The organism is Cellulophaga sp. 3_MG-2023 (assembly GCF_030546975.1).
GTDB lineage: Bacteria > Bacteroidota > Bacteroidia > Flavobacteriales > Flavobacteriaceae > Cellulophaga.
In genome coordinates, this window is sequence record NZ_JAUOPS010000001.1 from 52,180 (window position 1) to 70,332 (window position 18,153).

Annotated in this window: 8 protein-coding genes; 7 read left to right on the top strand and 1 reads right to left on the bottom strand. The window is 31.0% G+C overall.

All coding sequences use genetic code 11. The annotated features are described in order from the left end of the window. The first annotated feature begins 275 nt into the window (after nucleotides 1–275). From Q4487_RS00145 to Q4487_RS00165, 5 genes are all read left to right on the top strand, one after another. The gene (locus Q4487_RS00145; protein WP_303543720.1) at nucleotides 276–1,763 is read left to right on the top strand and encodes an aminotransferase class V-fold PLP-dependent enzyme; all 1,488 of its coding nucleotides are present in this window, start codon (nucleotides 276–278) and stop codon (nucleotides 1,761–1,763) included. Nucleotides 1,764–1,983: 220 nt separating this feature from the next. Next, a complete protein-coding gene (locus tag Q4487_RS00150; RefSeq protein WP_303543721.1) occupies nucleotides 1,984–5,694 on the top strand; it encodes a two-component regulator propeller domain-containing protein in 3,711 nt (1,236 codons plus the stop codon). A 179-nt stretch (nucleotides 5,695–5,873) separates the two neighbouring features. Next, nucleotides 5,874–8,945: a TonB-dependent receptor gene (locus Q4487_RS00155; RefSeq protein ID WP_303543723.1), complete on the top strand. Its 3,072-nt coding sequence runs from the start codon at nucleotides 5,874–5,876 to the stop codon at nucleotides 8,943–8,945. Between the two features lie 22 nt (nucleotides 8,946–8,967). Further along, complete coding sequence (locus Q4487_RS00160) at nucleotides 8,968–10,554, top strand: RagB/SusD family nutrient uptake outer membrane protein (protein ID WP_303543725.1); 1,587 nt, start codon at nucleotides 8,968–8,970, stop codon at nucleotides 10,552–10,554. Between the two features lie 129 nt (nucleotides 10,555–10,683). Beyond that, nucleotides 10,684–12,438, top strand: coding sequence for an alkaline phosphatase (locus Q4487_RS00165; protein WP_303543727.1), 1,755 nt, complete (start codon nucleotides 10,684–10,686; stop codon nucleotides 12,436–12,438). A gap of 57 nt (nucleotides 12,439–12,495) precedes the next feature. On the opposite strand, the gene Q4487_RS00170 is transcribed toward Q4487_RS00165, so the two are convergent. Next, on the bottom strand, nucleotides 12,496–13,107 hold the full coding sequence (locus Q4487_RS00170; protein ID WP_100896416.1) for an RNA polymerase sigma factor: 612 nt from the start codon (nucleotides 13,105–13,107) through the stop codon (nucleotides 12,496–12,498). Between the two features lie 110 nt (nucleotides 13,108–13,217). On the opposite strand from Q4487_RS00170, the gene Q4487_RS00175 reads away from it, so the two are divergent. After that, entirely contained in the window at nucleotides 13,218–14,396 is a 1,179-nt protein-coding gene (locus tag Q4487_RS00175) for a FecR family protein (RefSeq protein WP_303543730.1), read from the top strand. 100 nt (nucleotides 14,397–14,496) lie between these two features. Then, the gene (locus Q4487_RS00180; protein WP_303543732.1) at nucleotides 14,497–18,147 is read left to right on the top strand and encodes a SusC/RagA family TonB-linked outer membrane protein; all 3,651 of its coding nucleotides are present in this window, start codon (nucleotides 14,497–14,499) and stop codon (nucleotides 18,145–18,147) included. Nucleotides 18,148–18,153 lie beyond the last annotated feature (6 nt).

Sequence of the window (18,153 nt, forward strand, 5' to 3'; positions counted from 1 at the left end):
ATTAACATTACGTAAGTAAGGGTTAATTAAAAATTAATCGTCTTAATAGTATATAGTACAATATCAATAATAAAAAAATAAAGCTTTATTATTTTGTAGTAAAGTATATCTATAACAGCACCTTTCTTTATACTTTGTTTTTTAGTATAAATTTTTGAATTAGTCAATCAATAAAAAATGAAAGAATGTTGTTTAAAGGGCTATTTTTTAGTGGGTAGCCCTTTTTAAATATTACATTAAAAATCGACCAAAAAAACCGAATTAAATTAAAAGTTGTGAGTGTTAAAGAAGAAGTTTTAGTGAAAGAAAATTTAGAAAATTACTTTCAGCAATTTTCTAAGGGAGTCATTGGAAGTAACCATTATTTTAAAACCCTTTATGGGGAACAAAAATTGGTATATGCAGATTGGATAGCAAGCGGAAGGTTATATGCGCCTATTGAAGAAAAAATGCAGTATAAAATAGGACCAATGGTTGCTAATACTCATTCTTTTTCTAGTGAAACAGGTAAAGCATCTACGTACGCATATAAATTAGCTCGTAAAGTAATTAAAGAGCACGTTAATGCAAATGAAGAAGATATTTTAGTAACAACTGGTACTGGTATGACTGGGGCAATTGTTAAGCTTCAACGTTTAATAGGGTTACGTAAAAGCTTTAAACACAAACCAAATAGAGTAGACAGGCCAGTTGTTTTTATTACACATATGGAGCACCACTCTAATCATGTTTCTTGGATGGAAACCTTGGCAGATGTTGTGATTTTAGAGTGTGATGAAAATAAACTTGTAGATGTAAATATTTTAGAGGAAAAGCTGATAGAATATGCAGATAGACCTACAAAAATAGGTGCATTTACAGCTTGTTCTAATGTAACAGGCATTATTACTCCTTACCATGAGTTAGCTAAAATTATGCACAAACATAATGGGTATTGCGTGGTAGATTTTGCAGCATCTGCACCCTATGTAAAAATGGATATGCATCCTGCAGATCCTGAAGCTTATTTAGATGCTATTGCTTTTTCTCCGCATAAATTTTTAGGAGGACCAGGTAGCTGTGGAGTTCTAGTCTTTAATAAAAAAATGTACAATGCTAAATGTCCAGATACTCCAGGAGGAGGTAACGTAAAATGGACAAATCCTTGGGGAAGTTATAGTTATTTTGATGATATAGAGGTTAAAGAAGACGGTGGTACACCAGGCTTTTTACAAACTATGCGAGCTGCTTTGGCTATTAGATTAAAAGACAAAATGGATGTTTCTAAAATGCATAAAAGAGAAGCTGAACTTATTAAATTAAGTTACGAAAAGCTTTTAGAGATTAATGGTTTACATATTTTAGGTGATTTAAATGCTCCTAGAATTGGTTGTATTTCTTTTACTGTAGAAAATATTCACTACAACCTTATGGTACGTTTATTAAACGATAGGTTTGGTATACAAGTTAGGGGAGGTTGGTCTTGCGCAAGTACTTACGGTCATTATTTGCTTGATATAGATAAAAGAACATCTAAAAAAATTACGCGTAACATTATAAATAAAGATCTAACTATTAAGCCTGGTTGGGTACGTTTATCTTTACATCCACTAATGACTAACAAAGAGTTACTATTTATCTGTGATGCTATTAAAGAAATACAAAAAAAGATTTCTCTTTGGAAAGGCGATTACAGGTACAACCAAGCAACAAATGAATGGGATTGTTTGCAAAGAGGAGATCAGGTTATAAAACAAGAAGTTTGCAAATGGTTTAGTTTGTAATCTTTAGCAAGAGTTTAATTTAGTTTTTATTTCTGGAAAACGTTGGTAGCAATTTGTTATCAGCGTTTTCGTTTTTATAATCAAAATTTCACGCTATTTTAATTTACTAGAAACGTTGTTTTGTAACATCATATGCTAATATTAAATAAAGGTTTTGTTAATCTAAACCTAATATTAACTTGACTTTGACAAGGTATTTTAGCTATTTGTAAAAATAGCGATGAAAACTAAAATATATATACTATTAGCCTTATTACCTTGTTTCTTTGGCAGCGCACAACAATTAAAATTTATAAGTTATACTACAGATCAGGGATTATCTAACAACTCTATTTTAGACATAGAGAATGATAATGATGGTGGTTTATGGATTGCTACTTTAGATGGCTTAAATTATTTTGATGGGTATACATTTAAAACCTTTAAGCATAACGCAAATGACCCAGAATCTCTGCCAAATAATTATTTAACTAATATAGAAAAAGATGCAGAAGATAATATTTGGATTTATACTAAAGAAGGGCATATAAGTAAGTATCTAGGTAATAATAAATTTAAACATTTTAGTTTTAAAGCCAAAGCAGATAGGTTATTCTTAGCAACTAACGGAGACCTTAATGTAAAAGCAGGAGGTTTTACATATACATATACCAACAATGGTTTTGTAAAAACAGAAGAGAATATAGATTATACAAGCCCAAATAAAGCCTACAAAAAACTTATTCTAGATAAATACCCAGATTTAATTATAAATGATGTTTTAAAAGATAAACAAGGCAATTTGTGGTTTGCTACTTTTAAAAACGGAATTTATATAATACCAAACCACACCACAAATTTAAATACAAATGTGGTTCATCATTATACCTATGATTTGTATACACCGTATAGCTTTTATAGTAATGAGGTAACAGCACTTAGCCAAGATGTGTTTGGTAACGTATGGCTGGGGCAAAAAGATGGAGGTATAAGTATGGCTTATACCGGGTCTGAAGAAATTTCGTCTGTAACACCGCATCCTATTAAGTTTCCTCATTTACCAGTAGAAACTACAAGGGCAATTACAAAAGATAATAATGGTAACATTTGGATAGGCTATTACAATGGTGGTTTATACCATTACAGTGAAGATACTAAGTGTTATTTAAAGTTTAAAGTAAAAGAATCTAAAAATAATTACGAGTGGGAGCGTGTTAGAAGTCTTTATACCGCAAGTGATGGTAGTATTTGGGCTGGTACTTATGCAGGTTTACTTCGGGTAAAAAATAATTCATACAAAGCTTTTAATGCATTAAATATACCAGAATTGCCCAGCAATAGAAGCTACTCTTTTTATGAAGACAAAAATAAAATACTATGGATTGCTTGTTGGGGAGGAGTAGCAAAATTTAACCTAAACACTAATAAGTTTGAGTCTTTTAAAGGACAAGAATTACTTAATAGTTACCACATTAGAAATATAAAAAAATATAAAAATGAGCTTGTTCTTGCTACAGAAGATGACGGTGTTTTGTTTTTTAATTTACAAACAGAAGAATTAACACACCTTAAAAAAGAAAACGGAATTTTAGGAAACAGTATTTATTCTTTATACATAGACCCTAAAACAGATAATTACTGGATTGGTTCTTTGGGAGGTATAAGTGTTTATAACAAGCAAAAAGGAATAATAAATAACAGTACAGACAATGAAGGTTTACCTAGCCATATGGTATATGGTTTGCTAGATAATGAAGATAAAGTATGGATTAGTACCACAAAAGGTATTGCTGTAATAGACAAGCAAACCTACACTATTACTGCTTTTAATCCTAAAGAAGGTTGGCAAGCATCAGAATTTTCTGAAGGAGCATATTATAAAGACAATAAGGGGTTATTGTTCTTTGGAGGCGTTAATGGTTTAAATTACTTTAATCCTAATGCTATGAGTTTTAATCCCAATAAACCAAAACTTAAGGTAGAGTTTAATCAGCAAAAAATAACAGAAAAAAAGCTAACAAGAGCGCATAGTAAAAATGATGTTGTAGTAACTATTACCCCTGTAGTTTTTCCGGTTGATAAAAATACTAGCTACTATTACAAGCTACACGGTAAAAATGAAGATTGGATTTTAGCAAAGGGTAAACAACGTCTTCAATTTAAAAATTTAGCTTCTGGCACATATTCTTTTTTGGTTAAGAATGATAAAAATGAAGCCGGTAAAGAGGTGTTTACACTACATATTGAAAAAGCATTTTATCAAACCATAACCTTTTTTACATTAGTTTTATTTGTATTTATAAGTGCGGCTTTTGCATTTTTTTACTTAAAAAGTAAGGCATCTAAAGCACAACATAAAAAGCTAGAGGAGCAAATAGCTAACCGTACACAATTAATAGAAAAGCAGAAACAAGATCTCTTAAAAATAAATGGTCAGTTAGATGAGAAAAACCAGGAAATATTACTTCAAAAAGAAAAGCTACTAGACTTACATAATAATTTAAAAAATCAGGATTTTGAGGTAGATAAGTTTAAAACCTTTGTATTATCTCAATTTCAGCAACCATTATCTATTATTTTAAAGGCATCTCATGATATAAAAAATAATGAGAATGTAAAAAAAGAGCTGTTACAACAATCAGGAAAAATAATAGATCTAGTATCAGAATGGAACTATTTAGACCATATTAAAGACTTGGGAGAAGTAAAATTAACGTCGGTTAATTTGCTGCCAATATTAAAAAGCATAGTAACTAATGTAAAAGAAAAACTAAAAGAAAATAACGCTAATTTTAATGCCCAGTTAGATAAAAATATCGCCTGGGTAGAGGTAGATTTATTGCGGCTAAAACTTTTACTAAAGTATATTTTTAATGATATTATAAAATACTCAGAAACCAAAAGTACATTAGATGTTACCGTTCTTATAAATGGTAATCAGCTGCAATTTAAAGTAACATCTACTAGTACTTTATTGCAAAGTAATGTAAAAAATATTTTAAATTATAGTCCTTATTACAAAGCATTTTTGGTTTTAATAAAAGATTTAAATGGCACTTGCAATATATTAGAAGCAGATAGGTTTAATTTTCAATTTTGTTTGCCAGTTGCTGTTCTTCAAAACAACGTTAAGGCAGTAGAAACTATTTCTTGGAAGCATCTAGACTTAAAAGAAAATCTTCCGGCTAATAAAAATAATATTCTTGTTTATACAGATGCTTCTAATTTTGATATAACCAATCAGTTATTAAAAAACACAAGTAATTATTTACTGTTTGAAAATGTAGTAACCAATTTATCATCGGCATTAAAACAATTACGTTTAGATGTTTTGGTCTTTTATCAAGTAGGTTTTACAAAAGAAATAGCCTATTTTCTACAAAAATATAAAGAAATACCAAAGAAAGACAGAGTTCCTTTGGTGTACATATCAGAAGAAATTAATTATGCATTACAAGAGACTTCTTTAGAGTTTGGTATAGATGCGGTAATACAATTGCCTGCAAGTAAAACTTTTATCAGTAATAAAATAACATCTTTAGTTAATAGAAGTTTAGGTCGGGGACATAACAAGTTTCAGCAAGAGATTTTTAAAATTCTTACTGAAGAAAATGATATGCAATCTGGTAATGAAAAGCTGTTAAAACGTAGTTTAGAAGTTATAAAAGAAGAACTATCTAACCCATCTTTTAATGTAGAAAAACTTATTTCTATTTTAGAAATATCTAGAATTAAATGTTATAGATTATTTAAGGAGCATTTAGGGCAGTCTCCATCAGATGTTATAACATCTCTTCGTTTACAAAAAGCCGAATATTTACTAAAAAACAAAAAATTTAATATCTCAGAAATTGGTTTTGAGTGTGGGTATAGTGATAGCAAATACTTTGGACGCACATTTAAAAAACATTTTGGGGTAAGCCCCAAGGTATACAAGGAGCAAAAAGTATAGCGTGCATTGTATGCTTAGGATTAGCTGTATGTTAGGTTAATGTTACTGTAACAAAAGTCCTATTTTTTGATGCTCACTAAGGTTTTTTTGTACTAATAATCCTCTTTGTTGAAACAATTTTACCCCCACTAAAAACAACCACACAATACATTTGAAAAAAACAAAAACTATAAATTAAAATGAAAAAATTATACTTTTTTCTAACACTCAGCTTAGGGTGTTTATCTACCATGTTAGCGCAGGTAACAGTAAAGGGCACAGTAGTGTCTAACAATGATGGGTTACCAATCTCTGGTGCCGCAGTAACTATTAAAGGTAAAACTACAACAGGAACGGCAACCGATTTTGATGGTAACTTTACTTTAGAGTTAAAAGAAGAAAATGGAGTACTTGTAATATCTTCATTAGGTTTTGCATCTAAAGAAATTGCTTATAGTGGAAACCAAACAGTATCTGTTGGTTTAGATGAAGCTACAAATTCTTTAGATGAGGTTGTACTTATAGGTTATGGCTCTACTAAAAAAGGAGATTTAACCTCTGCAATTGGTACAGCGGCAAATGTTGGTACAATTACAAGTAGGCCAGTTGGTAATTATAAAGAGTTTTTACAAGGTAACATAGCAGGTGTTACCGTATTAAGTTCTGGTGGTGACCCAACAAGTACTGCTAGTATAAAAATTAGAGGTATTGGTACTTTAAACTCAGAGTCTCCATTGGTTGTTGTAGATGGCTTACCATACAACGGACCAGAAATAAACCCTAATGATATAGCTTCTATATCTGTATTAAAAGATGCGGCTTCTGCTGCAATTTATGGTGCACAAGCTGCATCCGGTGTAATTGTAATAGAAACTAAAAAAGGAAAAACAGGTAAACCAAGGTTAAATATTAACTATTATACAGGTATTAAAACAGCGTCTAATTTACCAACACCTTTAACGGCAAAACAGCAATCTGAGGTATATAACTTAGCAGCAGATAATGCAGGTACACCAAGACAGTCTGCTCATGATGCAGCCCAAAATCCTTACGGACAAGTAAACCGTACAAATTGGATTGATGCTATTTTTAGAGATGCCACTGTAAATAATTTAAATATTGATTTAAGCGGTGCAGGTGAAAAATTTAATTATTATACTTCTTTTGCTTTTAGAGATAGAGAAGGTGTTTTAGAAGGTACTAGTTCTCAAAACTATAGTTTAAGATTAAAGTCTGACTATAATATTACAGATAAAATTACAGTAGGAGAAAATATTTATTTCTCTAGAGATGAGGCTTATGGTACAAACACAGATAATCCTTACTCTGGTACAATTATAAATGCAATTTATATGCCTTCCGCATCACCAACGCGTTATGAGGATGGTAGTTTTGCAGGTGTAGTACCAGAAAGTTTATCTCAGTTTGCAGGTGCTTACGGAGATGTCTACAATCCTTTATCTTTATTGTTAAGGCCAACAAAGGAGTCTCCAAGTACATTTATAAATGCAAACGTATATTTTAAGTATGATTTGTTAGACGGTTTATCATTTAAGTCTAATTACTCTTATTCTTATAAAGATAACAGAACAAAAGAGTTTTACCCAAGAGTGCCAGAATTAGGTCGTAGTAATAGTCAAAATACATTATTACAAACAAACAGCAATCAAAATAAATGGATATGGGACAACCAATTGTCTTATAATAAATCTTATGGTAATCATAACTTAAATGTAACTGCAATTTATTCGGCACAAAACACAAAAGGAAATTATATTTCTTTACGTGGAACGGGGTTTTCATCGGAAGAACCGTTTAACCAGTATCTGCAAAATGCTGAGTTACTAAATAAGCCAAGTAATAATCCTTTTGAAGAAGCATTAACTTCTGCAATTGGTAGGGTTATGTATAATTACAATAATAAATATTACATATCTGGTAGTATACGTAGTGATGAGTCTTCTAGATTAGCTGTAGAAAACCAATCAGATACTTTTACATCTGTATCTGCAGGTTGGAGAATATCTAACGAGTCTTTCTTTAATATAGATGCAATTAACGATTTAAAATTTAGAGCATCTTGGGGAGAAATAGGAAACATACAGTCTATTAGCGGTTATTATCCTTTTGATGTTCCTGTGGCAAGCGGTAATGTAATTATGGGAGAAAATGGTACTTATTTTGATAATGTTGGTAGTTACGTACAAAGAAATGCTAATAGAAATTTAAAATGGGAAACAGCAGAGTCTTTAGATTTTGGTTTAGATGCATCACTATTTAATAATAGTTTAAGTTTAACTGTAGATTATTTTGAGAAAACAACCAAAGGAATGATTATTCCTGGTTTAGCAGATATTAACCAAGGTATATCTCCTGCAGACGTAAATGGTGGTCAGGTTAAGAATAGTGGTTTAGAGGTTTCTGCTACTTACACAAACACAAACGGAAAACTGAACTATAGTATTAATGCCAATGCAACAACTATAAAAAATAAGTTAGAAAACTTGGACGGTTATGCATCAATAGGTCAGGATGTTTTTTATCATAAAGATAATGTTAGAAGTGTATTGGTACCTTATCAAACGGAAGTTGGCGGCGCTTTATATACACCATATTTAATACCACAATTGGGTATATTTAATACACAAGCAGAAATAGATGCTTATACTAAAGATGGTAATTTAATACAACCTAATGCAAGACCAGGAGATTTTAAATTTCAAGATACTAATAACGATGGTAAAATAGGGTCTGAGGATCGTAAGTATTATAATGCTTACCAACCTAAAGTAACTTATAATTTAGGTGCTAATTTAGACTATAAAGGGTTCGATTTTAATGTGATAATGCAAGGTGTAGCAGGAGTAAAAGCTTTTAATGGCTATAAATTTACAACCTATAATGCTGCATTATCTGGTTATAACTTAGACAATAGAGTATTAGATTCTTGGTCACCAACAAATACAGATACAGATATTCCTATAATTTCTACAAAAGATGATAATAAAAACTTTGGTACCGCATCTAGTTGGTACTTAGAAGATGCATCATATTTGCGCATTAAAAACGTAACATTGGGGTATACTTTTAGCTCAAAAGTAATGGATAATTTATCTAAGGGATCATCATTAAGAATGTACGTATCAGGAGAAAATTTAGTAACATTTACTAACTACTCTGGTCTAGACCCAGAAGTAGGAGGTAAAGGTTTAGATATAGCTAAATACCCTGTAGCAAAAACATTCACACTAGGATTATTACTGTCATTATAATCACGCTAAAAAAAAGAATACAATGAAAAATACATATAAAAAAATAGGATTAATTGCAATGGGTGTTTTAGGGCTAAACCTAAGTTCTTGCTCAGACGATTTTACAAATTTAGAACCGTTAGGAAAAGTATCTAATGAGAGTTTTTGGAAAACAGATTCTGATGCCATACAGGCAGCAAATGGTTTATACCAATTAATGTCTGACCAAGAAATGTTTGGTAGAGGTTTTTTCTGGTACATTAATGCATCAGATGATATGATTACGGGTCGTATTAAAGCTACAGCAGATGTTATTAAAGATTTTAATATAAATGGTAGTGAGGGTAGTTACACATCTACGTGTTATAGTAAAAGTTACCAGACTATTAGACGTGCTAATGATATTTTATTAAACGTACCAGAAATGGAAATATCTGAAAGCACAAAAAATCGTGTGCTGGGTGAAGCTTATTTTATGCGTGCCTTTAGTTACTTTTGGGTGGCTCATACTTATGGTGATGATGTAAACGGAGGTGTGCCAATTATTACCGTAGATAATATGTTTGATGACGGTGGTAGCTACGCAAGACCAGCTTCTGTTGTAGAAAACTACAAGCAAATTGAAGAAGATCTTAAAAAAGCGATGGATTTATTACCATTGTTTACAGAGTACGGGGCAGAAGATTACGGTCGTCCTCACAAAGATGCCGCTTTAGGATATTTAGCAAAAACTAATTTGTATTGGGCAGCGTATGATGCCTCTAGATACGCAGAAGTTGTAAAGTATGCAGATGCAATTGCAACATCTGGTTCTGGTAGAGCTTTAATAGATACAGATAATCCAGAAGTAGACTATAGAGAGTTACATAGTCATATAAACAACTGGACAAGCGAGTACATTTGGTCTGTTAATTCTGGTTTAGATCGTGGTAGTATTTTATCTGGTGTTATGTTAGAAAACAAAGGTTGGGGTAAATATAACGGCTGGGGATACTACACTCCGTCAGAAGGGTTGTATAATGAGTATGAAGCAGGAGACGTACGTAGAGGTGTTACTATCTTAAATTTTGGAGACGACTTTAAATATTTTGGAGAAGATAGAAGGTATCAGTCTGAAAATTCAATCTCTGGATTTCAGTTTAATAAGTATATGTATGAGTTCCAATTTGAAGATCCAATAGGAGAATATGTAAATACGAATGGAGATAACCCAACTACAATTTACAATGTACCATTAATGCGTTACGCAGAGGTGTTGTTAATGAAAGCAGAGGCGTTAATTGCAGACGGTAAAAATGGAGATGTTCCTTTAAATATGGTTAGAGATAGAGCTGGTTTAGCACCAATAACTAACGCAACTATAGAAGATCTTAAGCACGAGCGTAGAGTAGAATTAGCAGGTGAATTTGCTAACAGACATTTTGATTTGGTTCGTTGGGGAGATGCAGCAGCTACTTACGGAGAGCCAATTTATGGTAGAATTTATGCAGACAGAGCTAATCCTGATTCTCCTTACACATCAGAAATAGTATGGCCTGCCAGAAATTTTGATGCTTCTTTTATGAATGTATGGCCAATTCCAAATACTGTTATAGAATCTTCAGGAATACCACAAAACAAAGGATGGTAAAATAATAAAGTTTCAATTAGTTTTTTTTAACAAGAAAGGGTGCTGTAATTGCGCAGCACCTTTTTATAATATACTTATATGTTAACATTTAAGAAAAAATGTATCATACTTGCCGTAAGTTTTTTTTCAATGATTTCTTTTGCTCAAAAAGAAAATCAAGTTCTTATTCATTCTCATAATGATTATCTACAAAATGTACCTTTTTGGAATGCTTTTTCTAGCGGAGCCAATATTGTAGAAGCAGATGTTTGGCTAAAAAACAATGAATTATACATAGCACATACTGAAAATGAAATTTTAGAAAATAATACACTACAAAGTTTATATTTAAATCCTTTACAACAAGCAGTACAAAACAAACAACTTAGCACATCTAGACTAATAGTAATGGTAGATGTTAAGTCTCATGCAGAGAAGACCTTAAAAAAAGTAATCTCTGTACTAAAAAAATATCCAGAAGTTATAACTCACAATAATGTAGAGTTTTTAATATCTGGTAATAGACCAAAAGCTAACACATACCACACATACCCTGAGTATATTTCTTTTGACCATCAAGAACTTAGTAATACACTAGATAATAAAGACTGGGAAAAAGTAGCAATGGTTAGTACTAGTTTTAAAAAATATACTGAGTGGAATGGTAAAGGCAGGTTAACACACAATGATTTTGCTAAAGTAAATGCAGCAATAGTAGCTGCTAAAAAATTAAATAAACCATTTCGTTTTTGGGCAACTCCAGATTCTAAAACAGCTTGGAGAGCATTTGTAGAAATGGGAGTAGACGTTATTAATACAGATATGCCTAACAAATGTGTAACCTATGTAAAAACTTTAAAAAACCGTACTACAACAGCTTTAATTACATCTAATGTTTACAAACCTACTTATGCTTTAGATGGTAGTAAAAAGCCAATTAAAAATGTAATTTTAATGATTGGAGACGGTATGGGGTTATCTCAAATTACGGCTGCCGTTTTAGCTAATAACGGCAGCTTAACCCTTACACAGCTTAAATCTATAGGATTAATTAAAACACAATCTGCAGACGATTTAATAACAGATTCTGCTGCTGCTGGTACAGCATTAGCAACAGGACAAAAAACAAATAATAGGGCTATAGGTACAGACATAAATGGCAAGCCATTACCAACCTTAGTAGACATACTAGCTAAGTCTAACTTTTCTACAGGAATTATAACTACAGATCAAATAACAGGTGCTACTCCGTCCTCTTTTTATGCAAAACAAAAAGATAGGGGAGAAACACAAAAAATAGCAGAAGATTTACTTAAAACTGAGCTACATTTTTTTGCCGCAGGTGGAGCAAATTTGTACAAAAAAATACCATTGAAAAGTAAGTACATAATGGTAGATGAAACTTCTGAAATAAATAAAAGTACAGCAGATAAATTAGGTGTTTTTTTAGCAGATGGTGGTGTGCCGTCTATAAAAACAGATAGAGGTAATTTACTAGCAGCAACAACTAAAGAAGCTATAAGTTTTTTAGATAAAAAAGATAAACCTTTTTTTTTAATGGTAGAGGCTGCACAAATAGATTCTTTTGGGCATTACAATGATACAGAGGGTGTTGTTGCAGAAACTATAGATTTTGACAGAGCTATTACTGAGGCAATTAAGTTTGCTGATAAAAATGGAGAAACATTAGTAATTATAACAGCAGATCATGAAACAGGAGGTTTAAGTGTATCTAACGGTAGTGTAGCAGACCATGAAATAGAAGGCGGTTTTGTAACTCATGATCATACAGGTGTTATGGTACCAATATTTGCATATGGTCCACAATCTTATAATTTTTCTGGGGTTTATGAAAATACAGAAGTTTTTTCTAAAATTTTAAAAATCTTAGATATAGAAAAATAGTTTTTTAATAATTCGTTTTTTAGTTAATTAGGCGTAACAGTTTTTTGTTGCGTCTTTTTAGTTTTTAAAAAGTAATACTCTTTTGAGTTTTAAAACAGAAAAATATAAAAATAGATTACTATCTGTTTTTTTATTAATCTTAGTGCGTAAAATAAAAAATGCTTTTGTTATTTGTGCTTCAACTGTTTTTATAGAGATATTTAAATATTCTGCTATTTCTATATTAGTTAAGCCTTCTTGTTTACTTAAAAGAAATACGTTTTTACATTTTGGAGGTAAATTTTGTATTTCTGTTTTAACCTTCTTTATCAGGTTATCAAAAGATATTACATCTGTCTCTTCTACTAAATTGTGTAGCGCATCTAAATATTTTTTTTCTAACGGGAATACATTTTTTTGCTTTCTATAATGATCTATAAATTCATTATAAACAGATTTGTATAAAAAACTCTGTAAAGAAAAATCGGCTTTTAATTTATCTCTTTTACGCCAAATCCTCATAAAAACATTTTGTACAATATCTTCTGCCTCGTCACGGTCATGAGTTAAATTATGTGCATATACACAAAGCTTTTGGTGGTAATCTGTAACCAATTTATTATATGCAGACTCATCACCAGACTTTAGTGCATTAATAAATTTAATGTTGTTATTTAGTTGGGGGTTCATATAAAATGACAAACATTGGTTAAATATGTTGCCAATATATAAAAAAGTTTAATAAAATGTTAGGGTTATGTAAAATGCATACGTATTAATGTATATATGTTTAAAATATAATGAAGAAAAAAGTTTCAAAGTTAGATAAACTAATAGTTAAGTACCTTACTAGAGAGTCTTCCAAAAAAGAGTTAGATAAACTAGAAAAAGAACTTAACGAAGAGGTAAAAAGCAAAGAATCTCTAAAAGATTACATTAAAATAAATGTAGTTTCAGATTTTGTGCTTCAAAAATTTGATATTGAAAAAACTAGAGCAGCTCTTTTACATACAATAGCTGAAGATAAAAGGAAAGCAACAAATGCTAAGGTAATAAAACTTGTAAAGTATGCTGCCGCTGCTGTATTTGCAGGAACCTTAATTACAGGGGTGTTTTTTAAAGCATCACTTTTTAATACTATCACAAATAATACACAAGTTGTAAAAACAGAAATAAAAGGAGGTTTAAGTAAACCAACACTTTCTTTAGAAGACGGTTCTGTTGTTATTTTAGAAAACGGTAAACAAGTTAATGTTGGTAATGCTACAACTAATGGTAAAGAGTTAACCTATTTACCAGGTAATGAGCAAAATAAGGAAGTTATTTATAATTCTTTAACTGTACCAAGAGGAGGAGAATTTGCTTTAGAACTAGCAGATGGTACAAAGGTTTGGTTAAATTCTGAGTCTAAGTTAAAATATCCTGTTCATTTTAAAAAGGGAAGAACTAGATCTGTAGAATTAGTATACGGAGAAGCTTATTTTGATGTTACCTCTAGTGAAGATAATAACGGAGATGGTTTTAATGTAATAACAAATCAACAAAATATTGCTGTTTTAGGAACCGAGTTTAATATTAAAGCTTATAAGGATGAAAACTTTATCTATTCTACTCTGGTAGAAGGGCATATTGTATTAGAAAATAAATCTTTTAAAGCAGATATGTTGCCAGGACAACAAGCGGTAATAGCAAATGGCATTTCTGAAAAAGTTGAGGTATACAATGTAAATGTAGAAAACGAAATTGCTTGGCGAAAAGGTAATTTTAATTTTAAGAACAAGTCTTTAAAAGAAATAATGAAAGTACTATCTAGATGGTATGATGTAGATTTTGTTATTGAAAATAAAGAATTAGAGAATATCAATTTTAAAGGAGTACTAGGTAAAAATCAAGATATAGAAACAATTTTACAAATAATTAAAAACACAAGTAATATAAATGCCTATGAAATAGAAAATAGAATAGTTTATATAAAATAAAGGGAACAAAGTTTATGCCGTCCAAAGAATAACACTTTATCCCCCATTTTTATTTGAATCTCGATTAATTAAGTAACTAACCAAAAAAACACTCAAATTTATGAAAATTAAATTAATGAATGTTCTCTTCTGCTATAGAAGAAAACTAATGATGACGATTATGAAAGCTTTTATCTTTTTATGGTGTACCGCAATTTTTAGTTTTACCACTACAAATTCGTTTTCACAAAATGCTAAAATTAGTATCAAAGCAGATGCTATTGTAAGCGTAGATATGGTTTTTGATATTATTATGGAACAAACCGACTATAAATTTATTTATAGTGAAGGTTTTTTTGATGCGTACCCTAAAATAGCATTACATAAAGGGATTATAAAAGCAAATGATCTGTTAGATAAAACTTTAAAAGGTAGTGATGTATCTTATGAGTTTTTGCAAAATAAAACAATTGCAATTGTAAAAAAAACTAATAAAAAGAGTTTTTTTCAAACTCAAATAACTGGTAAAGTTGTAGATGAATTTGGTAACCCTTTATTAGGTATGAACGTTTTTGTTACAACCCGTAAGTGGGATGGTACAGAAAAAAACAAAGATTTTTTAACTAGAGGTACTACTACAGATTTTGATGGTAATTTTAAAATTATGGGAGATGTGGGCAATTACCTTGCTATTACCGGAATTGGTTACGAAAGGTTTGTTTCTCAAATAGTTAAGAATAAAACAAGTTACAAAGTCACTTTAAAAGAAAGAATAAGTGAGTTAGAAGAAGTTGTTCTTGTTTCTACAGGGTATCAAAAAATAACAAAAGAGAGGTCTACAGGAGCTTATGCATCTGTAAAAAAGAGCCAGTTAGAAAAACCAGCATCTAACATATCAGAAAGGCTAAACGGAGTGCTATCAGGTGTTCAATCAGTTGTAGATGCAGATGGTAATTCTAGTATTCAAATTAGAGGTCTTACAACATTAGGTGCAGATAAAGAACCTTTAATAGTGTTAAATGGTTTTCCTGTAGAAGGTGGTTTTAGTAGTATTAACCCAAATGATGTAGAAAGTGTTACTGTTTTAAAAGATGCAGCTGCATCTTCTATTTGGGGAGCAAAAGCATCTAACGGGGTTATTGTTATTACAACAAAAAATAATACATCTACAGAACTTAAAGTGTCTGCGTCGTCGTTTGTTAGAATTTCACCAAAGTTAGATGTTAATTACTCTTTAAACAGAGCTACTAGTAAAGATCAAATAGCATATTTAAAATTAGCTTTTGACGGTAGTAATTTTGGTAGGGGCTTTAATCCAATTACGCCTAATAGTTTACTTGCATATGGTGCATCAAGATCAGCAGTGTATACTGCTTTTTATGATGCTCAATACGGAGGTATTACAAATGATCAAAGGGATGCTTTACTGTCTAAGTATGCTAACTTAGATAATACAAAGCAAATAGAAGATAATTTGTTGCAAAATCCTATGATTCAGCAGCATAATATTAATATATCTGGCGGAAACTCTAAAATGAGTAATAATTTATCTTTATTGTATGAAGATAGTAGAGATTTTTTTCAAGGCAATAACATAAACAAGTATTTGATTAATTTTCGTAATACAACAAAACTTACCAATAAGCTTCAGTTAGATTTTTCTGCAATGCTACAATACAACGAGGAAAAAAATAACGGAGCTAGTTTAACTGAGTTGAGCGCGTTATCTAGATCAGATATGTTAAAGAATGAAGACGGTAGTTTGGTAGATATGTCTTATTTGTACAATAATATTTTTGCTCAAAATATGTTTCGTCCAGATTTAAACTTATTTCCTTACGGAGGAGATTTGTCTTATAATCCAATTACAGATGCTAATAATAGAGACTTAACAACAAAAAGGTTAAATACGCGTGTTCAAGCAGCATTAAGATATGATATTACAAAAAACTTAAATGTAACATCTAGTATACAATATGAAATTTTTGACACTAAAGGAAGAAATTTCTACAACGAAAACAATTACAGGGTAAGAGAAGCTATAATTTTAAGCTCAATCCCTAACGCTTCTGGTTTTGGAGTTCCAAACCAGGTGATACCATCTGGAAGTATATTACAAACAAATAATCAGAGGGTTAATGCTTATACTTTTAGAAATCAGTTAAACTTTAATCGTACATTTGCAGACAAGCATGCAGTCACTTTTTTAGCGGGTTTTCAAGCAGAAGAAAGAGTAGCTAAATCTACTGTAGACCCAACAAAATTTGGATTTAATGAAAAAACATTACAAACAATAGGTGGGGTACCAGATAATATAACTTTTGGACAAAGTTATGCGGGCTATGCTTTTGGTAGACCGGTTTTAAATTATTTAATAAATTCTCCTTTTATTCCGTTTTCCTATACCAATCAAACTGTTTTAACAGAGAATATAGATAGGTTTGTTGGTGTATATTCAAACATTGGGTATACTTATGATAATAAATATACAGTAACAGGTAGTTATAGAACAGATTCGTCAAACTTAATTGCAGATGACACATCTATAAGGTCAAATCCTTTTTGGTCTGTTGGTTTATCATGGAATATGCATAATGAATCTTTTTTAAACAACGTAGATTGGTTAAATAGTTTAAGTTTAAGGTCTACTTATGGTGTAGGTGGTAATGTAGATAGCAGTACATCTGCTATTCCTTTATTAAGTCTTAACCCAGTACCAGATGCTGTAACAGGTGAAGCTTTATCTTCGGTTTCTAATGTTGGTAACCCTTTATTAAGGTGGGAGAAAACTAAATCATTAAATGTAGGTGTAGATTTTGCTATTTTTAATAATAAATTAAACGGTTCTGTTAATTACTATAATAAACAGAGTAGTGATTTAATTGTTTTACAATCTATACCAAATGTTAATGGTAATACCACAGCACAGATTAATAATGGTGCTATGGAAAATAAAGGGTTCGAGATAGATTTAGGAACTTCTGTAAAAATAAAAGGAAACGATATTGTATGGAATGGTTCTGTTAATTATTCTCATAACGATAATAAGATAAAGAGTTTTTTTAAGACAAATTATGATTCTAGAGAATTAACTTCTGTTGCTGTTAATTCTCCTTCATTTGCTTACACGGAGGGTTATAATGCTAATACGTTATGGTCTTATCAATATGCAGGAGTAAATAATGTTTCAGGAGTTGACGCACCATCATTTTATGGTCTAAATGGAGAATTAGTTTCTTTTTTAGGTAGTGCTACAGGAAATGGTGTAGACTTTTTGTTGCCATCTGGTACTAGTGTTAGTCCTACATTTGTTGGTACTAGTCATTCTTTTAAAGTTTATGACTTTAATTTATCTTTTATCCTTCAAGGTAAATTTGGGCATAAATTTAGACGCCCGTCATTTGATTACCAGTCACAAACCAATAGGCCAATAAACAGCTATGTTTCTGAGGCTTTAAATGCTGGGGATGACTCAGCTACTCCTCCAATTATAACAGATAATTTTCTTTATTTTAGGTATGGGACTTATGCACCGTATATAGATAGTTACATTGAGGATGCTTCACATATTAGATTGCAAGAAGTTAATGTTACTTACAGCCTGCCTTCAACTGTAGTTGATAAACTAGGTGTTAATTCCTTACAGTTTTACTTGCAAGGAAATAACTTGGGTACAATTTTATTTAATGATTTTGGTGAAGATCCAGAATATCCAAGAGGTAGTATACAGCTACAACCTAGCTATACATTTGGTATTAACTTAACTTTTTAAAACTAA

What these genes read in the sequence shown, in the direction of transcription:
- Q4487_RS00175 (WP_303543730.1), top strand. Translation starts at nt 13,218, where the DNA reads ATGAAGAAAAAAGTTTCAAAGTTAGATAAACTAATAGTTAAGTACCTT.
- Q4487_RS00150 (WP_303543721.1), top strand. Translation starts at nt 1,984, where the DNA reads ATGAAAACTAAAATATATATACTATTAGCCTTATTACCTTGTTTCTTT.
- Q4487_RS00170 (WP_100896416.1), bottom strand. Translation starts at nt 13,107, where the DNA reads ATGAACCCCCAACTAAATAACAACATTAAATTTATTAATGCACTAAAG.
- Q4487_RS00160 (WP_303543725.1), top strand. Translation starts at nt 8,968, where the DNA reads ATGAAAAATACATATAAAAAAATAGGATTAATTGCAATGGGTGTTTTA.
- Q4487_RS00165 (WP_303543727.1), top strand. Translation starts at nt 10,684, where the DNA reads ATGATTTCTTTTGCTCAAAAAGAAAATCAAGTTCTTATTCATTCTCAT.
- Q4487_RS00180 (WP_303543732.1), top strand. Translation starts at nt 14,497, where the DNA reads ATGAAAATTAAATTAATGAATGTTCTCTTCTGCTATAGAAGAAAACTA.
- Q4487_RS00155 (WP_303543723.1), top strand. Translation starts at nt 5,874, where the DNA reads ATGAAAAAATTATACTTTTTTCTAACACTCAGCTTAGGGTGTTTATCT.